We start from the raw sequence: 17256 nt of genomic DNA on the forward strand, positions 1-17256 counted from the left end.
GGGTCACATGGGGGCGGGCGTATCCCACCACCTGGGCGGCGAGCCCGGCGACGCCGAGCGCCTCGATGACGGAGAGCACGAGCAGCCCCGGGCCGCCGGTGTCATGCGAGCCCCAGTAGAGGGCGAGTCCGGCGAGCGGGACGACGCAGAACGCGAGGAGATCCACGGCGAGTTGAACGGCCTTGCGGGATCGGCGCCGGGCATCGGACCGGTGCGCCGACTCCCAGCCGAAGGCCGCCTCGACCTGGGCGAGTTGGGCGAGCCGAGGCCCCAACTCGCCCCGCACATACGCCCCGATCGCGGAGATCTTCTCGTCGTTGATGAGGTAGGTCCAGCCGAGGACGACACACACGGGCGGGAGCGCGAGCAGCATGACGGGCTGCCTGGCCTGCGCGGCGGCCGCGATGACGGCGGCGACGACGGTGAGGGTGACGTAGAGGAGGTTGTCGCGGAATCCGATGCGGGACTTCTGCTCGTCCTTGAGGGTCGTGTACTCGGCGAGCAGGAGCTGCCCCAGGGTGACGTCTGTTCCCGGTGATTCCGGCACGCTCTTCCTCCCGTGATCTTCGATGCCCGTACAAGGCAAACGGTAGACGCTGCAGGGTCATTGACCTGACTAGACCACTCCTCTTACGTTCGCGAGGCAGCCGTACAGGCTTTCCAAGCCAGTAGGAGGTCGTGCTCGTGCGCCCCACCGCCGCCCGCCCAACTGCACCATTCTCCCTGCTCTTTACCGCCACCCTCACCCTCGCCGCCGGCTCCCTCACCGCGTGCGGCGGCGGCTCCGGAAGTGATCCGGACACGGTGAAGATCTCGTTCAAGCAGTCGACCGACAACTCGGTCAAGGTGATGGACGAGTACCTGGCGGACATCAAGAAGCAGTTCGAGAAGGCCAACCCGGGCAAGAAGGTCGAGTTGGTCCCGATCAAGGCCCCGGACTCGGAGTACTACACCAAGGTCCAGCAGATGCTCCGCTCCCCCAAGACGGCCCCCGACCTGGTCTACGAGGACACGTTCCTCATCAACTCGGACATCACCAGCGGGTACTTGAAGCCGCTGGACGCCTATCTCGCCAAGTGGCCGGACTGGAACCAGTTCATCGACACGGCGAAGACGGCGGCCAGGGCCGAGGACGGCAAGACGTACGGCGTCCCGGACGGCACGGACACACGGGGGTTGTGGTTCGACAAGGGCATCTTCAAGAAGGCCGGGCTTCCGGAGGCCTGGCAGCCGAAGACGTGGGACGAGGTGCTGTCCGCCGCCCGCGCGATCAAGGAGAAGGTCCCGGACGTCATCCCCCTGAACGTCTACACGGGCAAACCGGTGGGCGAGGCGGCCACGATGCAGGGCTTCGAGATGCTGCTGTACGGAACGGAGGGCTCGGCGGCTTCGGACCCCCTGTACGACGGCTCGTCGAAGAAGTGGATCGCGGGGAGCCAGGCCTTCAAGGACACGTTGACGTTCGTCGAGACGGTGTACAAGGAGAAGCTGGGCCCGGACGTGTCGGACGCGCTGGACCCCAACGTGGCCACCCGCGCCCGGGGCGAGTGGCTTCCCCAGGGCAAGCTGGGCATCAACCTCGACGGCTCCTGGCTCCCCCAGGACTGGCTGCCGGGCAGCGGCCACGAATGGCCCGAGTGGTCGACGAAGCTGGGCCTGGCGGCGATGCCGACCCAGCACGGCCAGGCGCCGGGCAAGGTGAGCATGTCGGGCGGCTGGACCTGGGCGATCCCGGCGAAGGCGAACAACCCTGACCTGTCGTTCGAGTTCATCAAGGCGATGCAGACGAAGGCGAACGCCCAGAAGTGGTACATCGCCAACTCGGGCATCGCCGTCCGCAAGGACGTAGCGGCGGACCCGGCCTACGTCGACGCCCAGCCCGGCATCAAGTTCTTCACGGACCTGGTCGCGAGCACGCACTACCGCCCGGCGTATCCGGCGTACCCGAAGGTCTCGACGGCCGTCCAGGAGGCGATGGAGGGCGTGACGACGGGCGACGCATCGGTAGCGGAGGCGGCGAGCGCGTACGACGAGGCACTGAAGTCGGCGACGGACGACCAGGTGGTAGAGAAACGGTGAGTGCGAGTACAGGTGTGGGCGCCGGGGCAAGTGTGACCAGTCGCTCCCTGTCCAAAACGCTGACCCGGACACTGGCCCGTGCCCTTCCGGTCGCACCGGCGGTGATCCTGCTTCTCCTCTTCCTCGCCGGCCCGATCGCGTACTGCGCCTACATCGCGTTCACCGACCTGCAGTTGACGGGCCAGGCCGCATCCTCCTTCGTCGGCTTCGAGAACTTCCGTACGGCGTTCAAGGACAAGGCGTTCCTGAACGCCGTATGGCTGACGCTCGTGTTCACGGTCATCTCGTCCCTGATCGGCCAGAACACCCTGGGGCTGGCGCTGGCGTCGCTGATGCAGCGCGCGTCGAAGCCGGTGCGGACGCTGGTGGGCGGGATCGTGATCACGGCGTGGGTGCTGCCGGAGGTGGTGGCGGGCTTCCTGCTGTACGCCTTCTTCCGAAGGGAGGGCACCCTCAACGCCATCCTGGACTGGCTCCATCTCCCGTCCCAGAACTGGCTGTTCACGCTGCCGATCCTGGCGGTGTCGTTCGCGAACGTGTGGCGGGGTACGGCGTTCTCGATGCTGGTGTACTCGGCGGCGCTGAACGAGATCCCGAAGGAGATCACAGAGGCGGCGGAGGTCGACGGCGCGGGCGGCTGGCGCCGGATGTGGCACATCACGCTCCCGATGATCCGCCGCTCGATCGGCACGAACCTGATGCTCAACACGCTGCAGACCCTGTCGGTCTTCGGGCTGATCTGGGTGATGACGAGGGGCGGCCCAGGGAATCGGAGCCAGACGCTCCCCCTCTTCATGTACGAACAGGCCTTCCAGAAAAGCATGATCGGCTACGGCACGGCGGTGGCACTGCTGTTGCTGGTGGTCGGCTCACTGTTCTCGCTGGTGTACATGCGGCTGCTACGGACGGAGGTGTGAGATGCCCGGCGTCACGACGGTGAGGGGGGTGACGATGAAATCCCGCCGCACGAACCGCCGCTTGGCAGCCGACGCGGGCCTCCTGACCGTCGCGGCGGCCTTCGTACTCCCCCTTGCGTGGGTGGTCCTGTCGGCGCTGGACCCGCACGCGGACCTGCGGGTGAGAGTCCCGGACAGTCTGACGTTCGGGAACTTCGACGCGGTACTGACGGACGAGATCACCTTCACGCCCCTGCTCAACAGCCTGATCCTGTGCGGGGGCGGCACGCTGCTGACGGTGGTGTGCGCGGCGCTGGCGGCGTATCCGCTGTCGCGGTTCCGGTCGCGTTTCAATCGCCCGTTCCTGCTGACGATTCTGTTCGCAACCTGTCTCCCCATCACGGCGATCATGGTGCCGGTGTACGCGCTCTTCGTGCGGGTGAACCTGATCGACACCATGCAGGGCACGATCTTCTTCTTCGCGGCTTCCCAACTCCCGTTCGCCGTCTGGCTGATGAAGAACTTCATGGACGGAGTCCCGAGGGAACTGGAGGAGGCGGCGTGGACGGACGGGGCATCGTCGTTCCAGTCCCTGATACGGATCGTGCTGCCGCTGATGGGTCCGGGGGTGGCCGTGGTGACGGTGTTCTCGTTCGTGATGATGTGGGGCAACTTCTTCGTCCCGTTCATGCTGCTGCTCACACCGGACCAGATGCCGGCGAGCGTGAGTATCAACGACTTCTTCGGGAATCGGGGGACGGTTGTCTATGGGCAGTTGGCCGCGTTCTCGGCTATCTACTCGACGCCGGTGATTTTGCTGTATGTGCTGGTGGCGAGGCGGGTGGGTGGGGGGTTTGCTTTGGGTGGGGCTGTCAAGGGGTGATCCAGGGGACTACAGCGTGGAGGCAGGCGCGGTCACCCGCGCCCCGCACCGTCCCCCGTCCCCCGTCCTCGTGTCGCCTTCGGGCATCGCGTGACATCGACGTGCGTCCGCCAAGTACCGTAGAAGGGTGCCGGAGACAAAGAGAACCGTGGCCGTCCTCACCGCGCTGTCGCTGGAGTACAACGCGGTGCGGGCCCATCTCACGGACGTCGAGACGCTCACCCACCCGCGCTACGGAACAAAGGCCAAGCTGGGCCAACTCCCGGACTCGCCTTGGCAGGTAGCCGTCATCAACATGGGCGAGGGCACACTCACCGCAGCCACACTCACCGAGCGCGTGCTGACCTGGCTCGACCCCGAGGCCGTACTGCTCGTCGGTGTCGCGGGCGGTCTCAAGGACGACATCGGGATCGGTGACGTCGTGATCGCGACCAAGGTGTACTCGATCCACGGCGGTAAGCAGACCCCCGACGGTTTCCTGGTCCGCCCGGAGGCGTGGCGGGCCTCGCACCGCCTGGAACAGGCGGCCAAGGAGGCACTGGGCGATACGACGGACTTCCAGACGTACTTCAAACCGATCGCCGTGGGCGACGTGGTCCTCGCGGACAGGAAGTCCGAGCTCGCCGAGCACATCCACACGCACTACAACGACGCCGCCGCCATCGAGATGGAGAGTTCCGGCGTGACCCAGGCCGTCCATCTCGCCGGTGAGGCGGGCGCTTTGATCATCCGGGGCATCAGCGACAAGGCCGACCCGAACAAGTCCGGTGACGACGAGACGGGTTCGCAACCCCGGGCAGCAGCGAACGCGGCAGCCGCGGCCGTCGCCATCCTCCGCGAGCTGGACCCGAAGCCGGTACCCGGCCAGGCAGCCACCGATCCCCGGGAGGGTCCCTTTCGCGGCGAGACATACGGTGGGGACCACTACGACTTCCGAAAGAGCACGTTCAACGGCTCCTTCGTCGCGAAGTTCGTCGGACACCGTCCCGGCGACGAGGACGGGCGATAGCCCGGAGACGGGACCCGGCGGGCTCGGCGCGGGCCACTCCCACGGCCCGGTCCCGGTCGCGACGGCCACGCTCCCGCCCCGTCCGCTGGGCTTCACCGGCCGTTCGGCCGAATTGGACCGCCTGCTGCCCCGCCTGGAACCCGACCCGGCCGGTGCCGCCGCGCGCCCTCTCCTCATCTGCGCCACCGGCATGGGCGGCATTGGCAAAACGGCGTTGGCGATCGAGGCGGCCCACCAAGCCCGCGCTAAGGGCTGGTTCCCCGGTGGGACCCTCTTCGTCGATCTCCGTGGCTACGACGACAACCCTGTCACCGCCGAACAGGCAGTCCAAGCCCTGCTCGACGCACTAGGCGTTCCGGGCCCGGATCTGCCGCCGACGGCAGCACGCCAGTACGACATGTTCAGCACCCTCCTGGCGGACCGGCAGCACCGCATGCTGCTGATTCTGGACAACGCCTCCGACCCAGCCCAGTACCTGCCCCTGCTGCCCGGCGTGGACGGCCACCAAGTCCTGATCACCTCGCGCGACCGCCCCGACTCTCTCCCCGTTCGCCTCATCAATCTGGAATCGCTGCCGCCGGACGACTCAGCCGCGCTCATCACCCGCGCTCTGCACGACGCCGACGAGCGCGACGACCGCCCAACTCGCGAACCCGAGGCTCTGCGCGAACTGACCTCTCTCTGCGGCCACTTGCCACTCGCACTCCTGATCGCCGCGGCGATGCTGCGCAAACCTCTCCACCGCGACATCGCCTGGCTGGTCACCGAGATCGAGAAGGCCGGCGACGCCATGGCCATACTCGACAACGGCACCAACGGTACAGATCAATACGGGCGCTCCCTGGCCCTGCGCCCGGTCCTGGAAACCTCGTACCGCCGCCTCCCAGCCGACCAGGCCCGCCTGCTCCGATTCCTGTCCCTGGCTCCGGCCGCAGAGACCACCCCCGAGGCGGTAGCCGCCCTGGCCGGCCTCGACACGGACACGACCCTGACCCTCCTGGAGGAATTGGCTGCCACCCACCTTGTCTCACCAGTACGGGTAGGCGATGGTTCGAAATCCGTCGAGAAGTGGCGATTGCATGACTTGGTGCGCGTATTCATGGCGGGCGTAGTGGCCAGTGATGTCGGGTTGGCGATGGAAGGACAGTCAGCTCGCAAGCGACTCCTGGGGTTCTACTGCCGCTGGGCAGGGGCGGCCGATGCGCGGCTGCGGTCCCGACCAGGCAATTCGGATGCAGAACAGTTCGCTCACCGAATACAGGCGTTGACGTGGATGGACGGCGAGCGGGCGGGTCTGGTCTCGGCCATGCAGTGGGCTCGGGAGGAGCAGCACGCCAAATCGGCGCTGCGATTGGCCGTGCATCTGGCCGAGTACCTGCTGTGGCGGCGGCACTACGACGACTGGATATCGGTGAGCGGAGCCGCGCAGGAGGCGGCCAACCGCATCGGGGACCACCTCGGCGAGGCTTGGGCGCTGAACGATCTCGGCAACGCCCTACGAAGCACGGGCCGCACGCAGAAGGCGATCGACGCCCTCACCCGCGCCCACGATCTCTACCGGGATGCGGGGGACCATCTCGGCCAGGCCGTAGCCTGCAACGGCCTGGGGATCGCTCTGCGACATGCGGACAGGGCAGAGGACGCGATCGATGTACTGACTCGCGCTCGTGACCTGAGTCAGAAAAGCGGAGACCGTCTCGGCGAGGCCGATGCGTGGAACAGCCTCGGCAACACTCGAAACCTTGAGGAAGCAGGCCAGGCAGAGATGGCCATCGACGACCTCACACGCGCCCGGGACCTGTACCAGGACGCTGGTGATCGCCACCGTGAAGCCCTTGCATGGAACAACCTCGGCCTGGTCCTGTGGGAGGCAGGTCGAGTGGGGGAAGAGACAGAGGCATTTCACAGGGCGCTGGAGATTCACGAAGAGCTCGGAGACCTCTACCGGATGGGTCAGACACTTGGAAACCTGGCCGCCGCCCACAGTGCAGGCTACGACCCTGCGAAGGCCCGCACGTACTGGCTCAAGGCAGCTGACGTCTTTGACCGAGCTGACGCCCCCGACCAAGCCGCCCTAGCTCGAACCCGTGCCGCCAATTGGGGCTGGGAATGACGCCCCCCTCCGCTTAGCGCAAGCCACAGCCAAGCGGGGATGACGGCGCCTCACCCACGCCCTCAGCACCCAGGACTCGCGCGACCTCATTCACGCCATCGCACAGCAACTCTGAGGAGAGTCACCAAGCCCGACATCACCTGGGAAGAGCCCTACTGCGCCGAAGGCGCCAACTGCTTCCGCATAGGCACCGACCCCACCGGCAACGCCTACATCGCCATCGCCGGCCAGGAAGACACCTACCTCACCGACACCCGAGACGCTCTCCGCACCCTCATCCAGGACATCAAGGACGGCAAAGCAGACCACCTCCTCTGACGGCGCCCGGCCCCGCCTACACCTCAGGCAGCACCCCGGGCCGGAACGGCTCCACCCCCACAACCCGCCGCACCCGCGTCACCTCGATGAGCAGCATCACGCGTCGCTCCCCCGGCAGCAGCCACGGATACCTGTCCTCGCCGATGTACTTCCGGGTGAGCCGGTCCATGGAACGTTCCGCCTCCTCGCCCTCCACGAACCGCACCACGCGCCCCCGGATCTCCGCACGGTCGTACGGGTTCTCGGGGTCGTGGTGGGAGAGGGAGACGTTCGGGTTGCGGCGGAGGTTCTCCTCCTTCACGCGGCCGATGGCCGTGTTGACCATGACGTGATCGCCCTCCATGTCCACCCACATCGGCGACACCTGCGGCATGCCGTCGGCGCCGACCGTAGCGAGGTGCCAGAAGTTCGGGGCCAGCAGCCGCTCCCGTATATGCCCCTCCACCTTCCGCACCCCTGCCGCTACCCCTTGCCCCTGCTCCATCTCGCCGCTCACGCGACCACCGCCCTCCGAAGCCGCCCACCCGGCCTCACCGTGTCCGCCACCCCCGCACCGCAAGGATCGCGCCGCAACTACTCGCCAGTACCGGCCAGTTACCCGCCCAGCCGAGCCCCCGACCGTACCGCACGGGCCTTCGACGCACGCCCTCACGCTCGACGGCCCCCGCCACCCCGAAGCACCCCGACGCCGCACACACGACCGACAGACACGCGCGCATATGCCCCGCCACCTTGCCGTTCGCATGATTCGCCGCCGCGGAGAACTCCGGCCGAGTCGCCGCCCAGGCGTCACCCCCCAGCCTTCAGTCGCCTCGGCGTACCGCCCGCATCACCCCCGGAACCCCCGCCCACCCGTAGCTTCATACAATCCGTGATTGTGGCCGAACAGAACGTAGTCATCGTCGCCCGGCGCCCCTAGCTTGTGGCGCGTGCGCCGACCCTCAGTTCCGTCCCCACCGCCCATGCCGCCGACCCCGCCCTTCGACGCCCACGCCGCCCGCAGACTCCGTACGGCCCTCGGAATGGGCCCCGAACACGTCGCGTACGGGATGCGGGTGTCGTACGGGCTGCCGTACATCACGCCCGACCACGTGATCGCCTGGGAACGCAACATCATGGCTCCCGGCGCGCATGAACTAGCCGCTCTCGCAGGGGTGTTGTGGTGTTCGCCCTGCGAACTCATGGGCCGCCCGCACACCTTGCGCGAGCACCGGGCCGCACGGGGACTCAGCGCCGAGGACGTCGCCCGGGCCGTCGGGCTCGAACTCCTCGTCTACGCACGGATGGAGGAGAGCGGCGAGTGGCGCGGCAGCGAGCGGCAGTCCGCGATTCTCGCCGAGGTGCTCGAACTCCCGCCCCCCGACTTCATCACCCTCACCGGCCTCGACGGCAGGCTCGCCGGCCTGCTGCGCAGCGCGGTCACGACGCGCTGGCAGGCGTACGTCCGTCCCGTCAACAAGATGGTGCCGCTGAACCGGCGCGTCCTGGAGAGCACCCTCCAGGAGCTGCACCGCTACTACCAGGGGCAGATGGCCGCCACCCTGACCTGGGCGGACGGCTCCGCAACGACCGAGGCGAGCCGCATCGGACGCGACTTCCTCGACCGGATCGTGGAGCACTTCTGGGCGAGGGTCGAGAGCAGCGCCCCCTGAAACCCACAGGCAGCAGCGGGAGAACTGTTTCAGCGATTGTCTCGTCGAGCCGCGTCCGCTTCGGGAAGAGGCCCACCGCCTCGGCTGTTGATGTCGGCATCGCTCAAATAATGATCAAGTGGTGAGTTGATGGAGAGGTAGGTCCTGGTGTCCTCTGCCAAGCGGGTCGCGCCGGTCACGGGTGTGCGGCTTCCCATCTGCAGTACTTGCGGCGTTCAGTACGGGGCGCCGCGGGCTGATTGCCCGATCTGCCTGGACGAGCGGCAGTACGTCGGTTGGGAGGGCCAACAGTGGACCTCGTTGGCCGAGTTGAGCGCCAGCGGCCGTCGCGGTCGGCTCAACGAGGAGGGACCCGGTGTGATCGGGGTCGGTGCGGTGCCGTCGGTGGCTGTCGGCCAGCGCGCGCTGCTGATCCGCTCACCGTCCGGCAATGTGCTGTGGGACTGCGTGGGCTACCTCGATGACGACCTTGCCGCCGAGATCGAGGAACTGGGTGGGATCAGCGCGATCGCCGTCAGCCATCCGCACTTCTACGGCGTGATGACCGAGTGGGGCCGGGCCTTCGACGTTCCGGTGTACGTCCATGCGGCGGACCGCGACTGGGTCGCGCGGCCCGATCCCGTGATCGAGTACTGGACGGGCGACACCCACGAGATCGCGCCCGGCATGACGCTGATCAACGCGGGCACGCACTTCGCCGGAGGCACCGTGCTGCACTGGGCGGACGACCCGGAGGGGCGCGGCGCGCTGTTCAGCGGCGACATTTTCATGGTGGTGATGGACCGGCGTTGGGTCAGCTTCATGTACAGCATCCCCAACTTCATCCCGGAGCGACCGAGCACCATCCGCCGCGCGCTTGAGCTGGTCGAGCCTTTCGCGTTCGAACGCATCTACGGCGCGTTCTGGGGACGCGTGGTCAGCGCCGACGGGGCGGCCGCGGTCCGACGTTCCGCGGAACGGTACCTGCGCTTCGTGACGGACAACAGCTCGTAGCGGAGCCAGGTCACATGGTGCGCGGTCAGAGGCCCCGGCGCCGATCGCCCGTAGGCCTCGTAGGCCGACGTCGTACCCGGAACCTGCTCCGGCACGCGCCCTACTCCGACAGCGACCAGGGAGCGGCACGCAGGTCGGCGATGCTGCGCCGGTCGCGGCTCACCGGCGGCCCTCCGGCGGCCTTGCCGAGCGCGATCATGGAGACGATCACCCATCCCCGGTTCGGGCGCAGTTCCTCGGTGAGGCCTTCCAGGTCGAACGCCCGGAACTGGTGGGCGTCCAGCCCCATCGCCTGGGCCTGGACTGTCAGGTGGGCGACGGCCTGGCCGAGGTCGTAGTCCGCGAACTCGGAGTACAGCAACTGCGTGTCACCGACGTGGCGGTGTGCCAGGGCGACGACGAGCAGGGACGCGTCCGTCGCCCACCGGGCCGAGCTGGGCGCGAGGTGGCGCACCACGCGCTCGTGCTCCGGCTCACCGGGCCGACTCGTGAAGAACCCCCAAGGCTGGGAGTTCCCGGCTGACGGCGCCCACCGCGCGGCTTCCAGCAGCAGGCTGAGAGTGTGGTCGTCGACGGTGGCCGACGGGTCGAACTTGTAGGGGCTGAACCGTCCTGCCAACAGAGGATGGATACCGCCGGTCGGTTCCAGATCGCGTCGCACGTCCCGGTGCAACCGACCACCGACCTGCCGTATTCCAGCAGAGACCGTGGTCGCGCACAGAAACCGACCCGGCAATCCGCCAATCCGGCGGGCCCTCTCGGTCACAGCACCGAAAACTCGGTCACCGCACTAGAAAACCGACTCCGCCTCGTCCATCCGGTCCTTCGGGACCGTCTTCAGTTCCATGACCGCCTCCGCCAGCGGCACCATCACCACGTCCGTCCCGCGCAGTGCCGTCATCCGCCCGAACTGGCCCTGGTGCGCGGCCTCCACCGCGTGCCAGCCGAACCGGGTCGCGAGGACGCGGTCGTACGCGGTGGGCGTGCCGCCGCGCTGGATGTGGCCCAGGATGACCGGCTTGGCCTCCTTGCCGAGCCGTCGTTCCAGCTCGTACGCCAGTGCCGTACCGATGCCCTGGAAGCGCTCGTGGCCGAACTGGTCGATTGCGCCGTGGCCGTAGTCCATGCTGCCCTCGGCGGGGTGCGCGCCCTCGGCGACGCAGATGACGGCGAACTTCTTGCCGCGCGCGAACCGCTCCTCGACCATCTTCACGAGTAGCGCGGGGTCGAAGGGTCGCTCGGGGAGGCAGATGCCGTGGGCGCCGGCCGCCATGCCGGACTCCAGGGCGATCCAGCCGGCGTGCCGGCCCATGACCTCGACGACCATCACGCGCTGATGCGACTCGGCGGTGGTCTTGAGGCGGTCCATCGCCTCCGTCGCGACACCCACCGCCGTGTCGAAGCCGAACGTACGGTCCGTCGACGAGATGTCGTTGTCGATCGTCTTCGGGACGCCGACGACCGGCAGGCCCGCGTCGCTCAGCATCCTCGCCGCCGTCAGGGTGCCCTCGCCGCCGATCGGGATCAGCGCGTCGATGCCGAACTCGTGGATCATGTCGGAGGCGTTCTCGCAGGCCTCGCGCAGCCGGTCGCGCTGCAGGCGGGAGGAGCCGAGGATGGTGCCGCCGCGGGCGAGGATGCCGCTGACGTCGTCGAGGTCGAGGGCGCGGTAGCGGCCGTCGAGCAGCCCCGCGTAACCGTCCTCGAAGCCGATGACCTCGTCGTCGTACTGCGTGACCGCCCGGTGGACGACCGACCGGATCACTGCGTTCAGGCCGGGGCAGTCGCCGCCTGCGGTGAGAACTCCGATACGCATCGTGCTGTGTCTCCTGCTCGCTGTGATCACTGTGAGCGCGGTGCTAACGCTGATGGCTCTGATCGTTCTGATCGCTTTTGATACCTGTGAGTCACCCCAATTGTTCCACGCCCCGGCCGGACCCTCGATCCTGACCGCCCCCCACCGGGCTGACCGGCGCCTTAACCAGCGGCGCGGGTACTGTCAAGAGGCCCGAACAGTCCAGCTGAAACGGAGAGCACGCGTGACGACCCGCAGCGTGTACGTGACCGGGATCGACCGGGGCGACGGCCGCCAGGTCGTCGAGCTGGGAGTCATGGAACTCCTGACCCGGCAGGTCGACCGCGTGGGCGTCTTCCGCCCCCTGGTGCACGACAACCCGGACCGTCTCTTCGAGCTGCTGCGCGCCCGCTACCGCCTCTCCCAGGACCCGGCGACCGTGTACGGCATGGACTACCCGGAGGCGTCCGCGCTCCAGGCCGAGCGGGGCACCGACGAGCTCGTCTCGACCCTCGTCGACCGCTTTCTGCGCGTCGCCCGCGAGTACGACGTCGTCCTGGTCCTCGGCACCGACTTCGCCGCCACCCAGTTCCCGGACGAGCTGGCCCTCAACGCCCGCCTCGCGAACGAGTTCGGCGCGTCCGTCGTCGCGGTCGTCGGCGGACGCGACCAGACCGCCGAGTCGGTGCTCGCCGAGACCCGCAACGCGTACCGCGCGTACGAGGCGCTCGGCTGCGACGTCCTCGCCATGGTCGCCAACCGCGTGGCCCGCGAGGACCGCACCGCGATCGCCGAGGGCCTCGGCTCCCGTCTCCCCGTGCCCTGTTACGTCCTCCCCGACGAGCCGGCCCTCGCCGCGCCGACGGTCGCCCAGATCACCCACGCGCTCGGCGGCACGGTGCTGCTCGGCGACGACTCGGGCCTCGCCCGCGACGCGCTGGACTTCGTCTTCGGCGGCGCGATGCTGCCCAACTTCCTGACCGCGCTGACCCCGGGCTGTCTGGTCGTCACGCCCGGCGACCGCGCCGACCTGGTCGTCGGTGCCCTGGCCGCGCACAGCGCCGGTACGCCGCCCATCGCGGGCGTCCTGCTGACCCTGGACGAGCGCCCCAGCGACGAGGTCCTCACCCTCGCCGCCCGGCTCGCCCCGGGCACCCCGGTCATCTCCGTGGCCGGCACGAGCTTCCCCACCGCCGCCCAACTCTTCTCCCTGGAGGGGAAGTTGAACGCGGCCACCCCGCGCAAGGCGGAGACGGCACTCGGCCTCTTCGAACGTCATGTGGACACGACCGAGCTGCTCGGACGCGTCTCCGCGCCCAGCAGCGACCGTGTCACGCCCATGATGTTCGAGCACAAGCTCCTCGAACGCGCCCGCGCCGACAAGCGCCGGGTCGTCCTCCCCGAGGGCACCGAGGAACGCGTCCTGCGCGCCGCCGAGGTGCTGCTGCGGCGGGGCGTGTGCGACCTGACGCTGCTCGGCCCGGTCGACGCCATCCGCAAGAAGGCCGCCGACCTGGGCATAGACCTCGGCGAATGCCAGCTGATCGACCCGCACACCTCCGAGCTGCGGGACCGGTTCGCCGAGAAGTACGCCCAGCTCCGCGCCCACCGGGGCGTCACCGTCGAGCTGGCCTACGACGTCGTCTCGGACGTCAACTACTTCGGCACCCTGATGGTCGAGGAGGGCATGGCCGACGGCATGGTGTCGGGTTCCGTCCACTCCACGGCCGCGACGATCCGCCCCGCCTTCGAGATCATCAAGACGAAGCCGGACGCCTCGATCGTCTCGTCCGTCTTCTTCATGTGCCTGGCCGACAAGGTCCTCGTCTACGGCGACTGCGCGGTCAACCCCGACCCGAACGCCGAGCAGTTGGCCGACATCGCCATCCAGTCGGCCGCCACCGCCGAGCAGTTCGGCGTACGGCCGAGGATCGCGATGCTGTCGTACTCCACGGGTACGTCGGGTTCGGGCGCGGACGTCGACAAGGTGCGGGAGGCGACGGAGCTGGTGCGCTCCCGGCGCGCGGACCTGCGTATCGAGGGCCCGATCCAGTACGACGCGGCGGTGGAGCCGACCGTGGCCGCCACCAAACTCCCCGGCTCCGAAGTCGCGGGCCAGGCAAGCGTGTTGATCTTCCCTGACCTCAACACCGGCAACAACACCTACAAGGCCGTGCAGCGTTCGGCCGGCGCGATCGCCGTCGGCCCGGTCCTCCAGGGCCTGCGCAAGCCGGTCAACGACCTGTCCCGGGGCGCCCTGGTCACGGACATCGTCACCACGGTCGCGATCACGGCGATCCAGGCCCAGACCGTGACAACCGCTCTCACCACCCCTACCGAAAAGGCATCCGCGCAGTGACCGCGACCCGCGTCCTCGTCCTCAACTCCGGTTCGTCCTCGCTGAAGTACCAGCTGCTCGACATGCGCGACAGCAGCCGGCTCGCCGTGGGCCTGGTGGAACGCATCGGCGAGGAGATCTCCCGCCTGAAGCACACCCCGCTGGCGACCGGCGGCGCGTCCCGTGAGCGTACGGGCCCGATCGCCGACCACGAGGCGGCCTTGAAGGCGGTGGCGGAGGAGCTGACGAGTGATGAACTCGGCCTTGACTCCCCCGAGTTGGCGGCCATCGGGCACCGGGTCGTGCACGGCGGCCAGGCTTTCACCGAGCCGACGGTCGTCGACGACACGGTCCTCGCGGAGATCGAGCGCCTGATCCCGGTGGCCCCGCTGCACAATCCGGCGAACCTCACCGGCATCCGTACCGCCCAGTCGCTGCGCCCCGACCTCCCCCAGGTCGCGGTCTTCGACACGGCCTTCCACACCACCATGCCGGAGTCGGCGGCCCGCTACGCGATCGACGTCGCGACGGCCGACGAGCACCGCATCCGGCGGTACGGGTTCCACGGCACGTCCCACGCGTACGTGTCGCGGGAGACGGCCCGGCTCCTGGGCCGGGCGCCCGAGGACGTGAACGTGATCGTGCTGCACCTGGGCAACGGGGCGTCCGCGTCCGCCGTCCAGGGCGGCAGGTGTGTGGACACGTCCATGGGGCTGACGCCACTGGAGGGGCTGGTCATGGGAACCCGCTCCGGTGACCTGGACCCGGCCGTCATCTTCCATTTGACGCGTGTTGGCGGAATGTCCACGGACGAGATCGACACTCTTCTCAACAAGAAGAGCGGCCTGCTCGGTCTGTGCGGAGACAACGACATGCGGGAAATCCGCCGCCGTATCGACGAGGGCGGCGCGGACGCCCCGGCGGCCCGGCTGGCCTTCGACATCTACATCCACCGTCTGAAGAAGTACATCGGCGCCTATTACGCGGTACTCGGCCGGGTGGACGCCATCGCGTTCACGGCCGGGGTCGGCGAGAACGCGGCGCCGGTGCGCGAGGCGGCGGTGGCGGGCCTGGAGGGCCTCGGGGTGGCCGTGGACGGCACCCTGAACGCCGTACGGGGCCAGGAGGCCCGGCTGATCTCCCCCGCGGGCTCCCGGGTCGCGGTGGCCGTCGTACCGACGGACGAGGAGCTGGAGATCGCGACACAGACGTACGCGCTGGTGAGATCGGACAACTGAAGACACTTAACGGATATTGGACGAACATTGGGAGGACATTGGCCGACTCCGACGGAAGAGCCTCACCTGAGCGCTATCCCGCCCCTTTGTGTCCAGTCCATGCTTCTACGTCGTCCACCAGGCGGAATATTCCGAAGCGAAACAAACCGATAGGATCGCCCCATGCGCCGTTCGAAAATCGTTTGCACTCTCGGCCCCGCGGTCGACTCCCATGAAATGCTCGTCTCGCTGATCGAGGCCGGCATGAACGTGGCCCGGTTCAACTTCAGCCACGGCTCGCACGCCGAGCACCAGGGCCGGTACGACCGGGTCCGGGCCGCCGCCAAGGAGACGGGCCGAGCGATCGGCGTCCTGGCCGACCTGCAGGGCCCGAAGATCCGCCTGGAGACCTTCGCGGAGGGCCCCGTCGAGCTGGTGCGGGGCGACGAGTTCGTCATCACCACCGAGGACGTCCCCGGTGACAAGACCATCTGCGGTACGACGTACAAGGGCCTCCCGGGTGATGTGTCGACCGGCGACCAGATCCTGATCAACGACGGCAACGTCGAGCTGAAGGTCCTGGCCGTCGAGGGTCCGCGGGTGAGGTCGATCGTCATCGAGGGCGGCGTCATCTCTGACCACAAGGGCATCAACCTGCCCGGTGCGGCCGTGAACGTCCCGGCCCTCTCCGAGAAGGACATCGACGACCTGCGCTTCGCCCTGCGCATGGGCTGCGACCTGGTCGCCCTCTCGTTCGTCCGCGACGCCGGTGACGTGGACGACGTCCACAAGATCATGGACGAGGAGGGTCGCCGCGTCCCCGTCATCGCCAAGGTGGAGAAGCCGCAGGCGGTGGACAACATGGACGCCGTCGTCGCGGCCTTCGACGGTGTGATGGTGGCCCGCGGTGACCTCGCCGTCGAGTACCCCCTCGAAAAGGTCCCGATGGTGCAGAAGCGCCTGGTGGAGCTGTGCCGGCGCAACGCGAAGCCGGTGATCGTCGCGACCCAGATGATGGAGTCGATGATCACCAACTCCCGCCCGACCCGCGCCGAGGCGTCCGACGTGGCGAACGCGATCCTGGACGGAGCGGACGCGGTCATGCTGTCCGCGGAGTCCTCGGTCGGCGCGTACCCGCTCGAAACGGTCCGCACGATGTCGAAGATCGTCGTCGCGGCGGAGGAGGAGCTCCTCTCCAAGGGCCTCCAGCCCCTCGTCCCCGGCAAGAAGCCGAAGACGCAGGGCGGCTCGGTCGCCCGCGCGGCCTGCGAGATCGCCGACTTCCTCGGCGGCAGGGGCCTGGTGGCCTTCACCAAGTCCGGCGACACGGCCCGCCGCCTCTCCCGCTACCGCGCGGCCCAGCCCATCGTCGCCTTCACCACCGACGAGGGCACCCGCAACCAGCTCTCCCTGAGCTGGGGCGTCGACTCGTACGTCGTCCCGTTCGTCAACAGCACGGACGAGATGGTCTCCCTGGTCGACCAGGAGATGCTCAAGCTGGGCCGCTTCAAGGTCGGCGAGGTCGTCGTCATGACGGCAGGCTCCCCGCCCGGCGTCCCGGGCACGACGAACATGGTCCGGGTGCACCACTTGGGCGAGGGCGAACTCGCCTGATCGGCGCTCGCTCATACGGCTTCGAGGGCGTCCCCTGTGCTCACAGGGGACGCCCTCCGCCGTCCCCGGGCCGGCCGAACCAGCTGCGGCCTCACCGACGCTGGATCACACGACGCCGACGAACAGCCCGTGGCTTCCCCACCTCGCGTCAGAGGAGGTGGTCTGCTTTGCCGGCCTTGATGTCCTGGATGAGGGTGCGAAGGGCTTCTCGGGTGTCGGTGAGGTAGGTGTCTTCTTGGCCGGCGATGGCGATGTAGGCGTTGCCGGTGGGGTCGGTGCCTATGCGGAAGCAGTTGGCGCCTTCGGCGCAGTAGGGCTCTTCCCAGGTGATTTCGGGCAACGTAACTCC

15 protein-coding genes and 1 pseudogene are annotated in these 17256 nt (G+C 68.3%); 11 read left to right on the top strand and 5 right to left on the bottom strand.

Going from position 1 to position 17256, the window contains the following annotated elements:
- Window positions 1–10: 10 nt before the first annotated feature.
- Window positions 11–547, bottom strand: a pseudogene (locus QA861_RS13350) (hypothetical protein); the annotation flags it as partial.
- Window positions 548–678: 131 nt separating this feature from the next.
- Between QA861_RS13350 and QA861_RS13355 the strand changes: the two are divergent.
- The 6 genes from QA861_RS13355 to QA861_RS13380 all read left to right on the top strand — a co-directional run bounded on the left by QA861_RS13355 (window position 679) and on the right by QA861_RS13380 (window position 7298).
- On the top strand, window positions 679–2079 hold the full coding sequence (locus QA861_RS13355; protein ID WP_334588554.1) for an extracellular solute-binding protein: 1401 nt from the start codon (window positions 679–681) through the stop codon (window positions 2077–2079).
- Window positions 2080–2111: 32 nt separating this feature from the next.
- Window positions 2112–2996, top strand: a complete 885-nt coding sequence (locus QA861_RS13360) for a carbohydrate ABC transporter permease (RefSeq protein ID WP_334588555.1) — start codon at window positions 2112–2114, stop codon at window positions 2994–2996.
- Window positions 2997–3030: 34 nt separating this feature from the next.
- Window positions 3031–3858, top strand: a complete 828-nt coding sequence (locus tag QA861_RS13365) for a carbohydrate ABC transporter permease (RefSeq protein WP_334590541.1) — start codon at window positions 3031–3033, stop codon at window positions 3856–3858.
- 127 nt (window positions 3859–3985) lie between these two features.
- Complete coding sequence (locus QA861_RS13370) at window positions 3986–4867, top strand: 5'-methylthioadenosine/S-adenosylhomocysteine nucleosidase family protein (protein WP_334588556.1); 882 nt, start codon at window positions 3986–3988, stop codon at window positions 4865–4867.
- A 190-nt stretch (window positions 4868–5057) separates the two neighbouring features.
- Window positions 5058–6980 carry a tetratricopeptide repeat protein gene (locus QA861_RS13375; protein WP_443041554.1) on the top strand — a complete coding sequence of 641 codons (1923 nt, stop codon included), beginning with the start codon at window positions 5058–5060 and terminating at the stop codon, window positions 6978–6980.
- 111 nt (window positions 6981–7091) lie between these two features.
- Window positions 7092–7298, top strand: coding sequence for a hypothetical protein (locus QA861_RS13380; protein WP_334590542.1), 207 nt, complete (start codon window positions 7092–7094; stop codon window positions 7296–7298).
- Between the two features lie 16 nt (window positions 7299–7314).
- Here the strand turns inward: QA861_RS13380 and QA861_RS13385 are convergent, their stop codons facing one another.
- Entirely contained in the window at window positions 7315–7782 is a 468-nt protein-coding gene (locus QA861_RS13385; RefSeq protein WP_334590543.1) for a PPOX class F420-dependent oxidoreductase, read from the bottom strand.
- Window positions 7783–8260: 478 nt separating this feature from the next.
- Here QA861_RS13385 and QA861_RS13390 point away from each other — a divergent pair, with 478 nt between their 5' ends.
- Window positions 8261–8950, top strand: coding sequence for a helix-turn-helix domain-containing protein (locus QA861_RS13390; RefSeq protein WP_334588558.1), 690 nt, complete (start codon window positions 8261–8263; stop codon window positions 8948–8950).
- Between the two features lie 357 nt (window positions 8951–9307).
- A complete protein-coding gene (locus QA861_RS13395) occupies window positions 9308–9943 on the top strand; it encodes an MBL fold metallo-hydrolase (protein ID WP_334588559.1) in 636 nt (211 codons plus the stop codon).
- A 100-nt stretch (window positions 9944–10043) separates the two neighbouring features.
- Here QA861_RS13395 and QA861_RS13400 read toward each other — a convergent pair whose 3' ends face one another.
- Together QA861_RS13400 and QA861_RS13405 are read right to left on the bottom strand one after the other, a co-directional pair.
- Entirely contained in the window at window positions 10044–10565 is a 522-nt protein-coding gene (locus QA861_RS13400; RefSeq protein WP_334590544.1) for a nitroreductase family protein, read from the bottom strand.
- 168 nt (window positions 10566–10733) lie between these two features.
- On the bottom strand, window positions 10734–11759 hold the full coding sequence (locus QA861_RS13405) for an ATP-dependent 6-phosphofructokinase (RefSeq protein WP_334588560.1): 1026 nt from the start codon (window positions 11757–11759) through the stop codon (window positions 10734–10736).
- A gap of 223 nt (window positions 11760–11982) precedes the next feature.
- On the opposite strand from QA861_RS13405, the gene pta reads away from it, so the two are divergent.
- The 3 genes from pta (at window position 11983) to pyk (ending at window position 16907) form a co-directional block, all read left to right on the top strand.
- Window positions 11983–14097, top strand: a complete 2115-nt coding sequence (gene pta / locus QA861_RS13410; RefSeq protein ID WP_334588561.1) for a phosphate acetyltransferase — start codon at window positions 11983–11985, stop codon at window positions 14095–14097.
- The gene (locus QA861_RS13415) at window positions 14094–15314 is read left to right on the top strand and encodes an acetate kinase (protein WP_334588562.1); all 1221 of its coding nucleotides are present in this window, start codon (window positions 14094–14096) and stop codon (window positions 15312–15314) included. Before pta ends, QA861_RS13415 begins: the two co-directional genes overlap by 4 nt.
- 162 nt (window positions 15315–15476) lie before the next feature.
- Window positions 15477–16907 carry a pyruvate kinase gene (pyk, locus tag QA861_RS13420; protein ID WP_334588563.1) on the top strand — a complete coding sequence of 477 codons (1431 nt, stop codon included), beginning with the start codon at window positions 15477–15479 and terminating at the stop codon, window positions 16905–16907.
- Window positions 16908–17055: 148 nt separating this feature from the next.
- Here pyk and QA861_RS13425 read toward each other — a convergent pair whose 3' ends face one another.
- Window positions 17056–17247 carry a hypothetical protein gene (locus tag QA861_RS13425; protein ID WP_334588564.1) on the bottom strand — a complete coding sequence of 64 codons (192 nt, stop codon included), beginning with the start codon at window positions 17245–17247 and terminating at the stop codon, window positions 17056–17058.
- Window positions 17248–17256 lie beyond the last annotated feature (9 nt).

It is taken from the genome of Streptomyces sp. B21-083, assembly GCF_036898825.1.
In the GTDB taxonomy this organism is placed as follows: domain Bacteria; phylum Actinomycetota; class Actinomycetes; order Streptomycetales; family Streptomycetaceae; genus Streptomyces.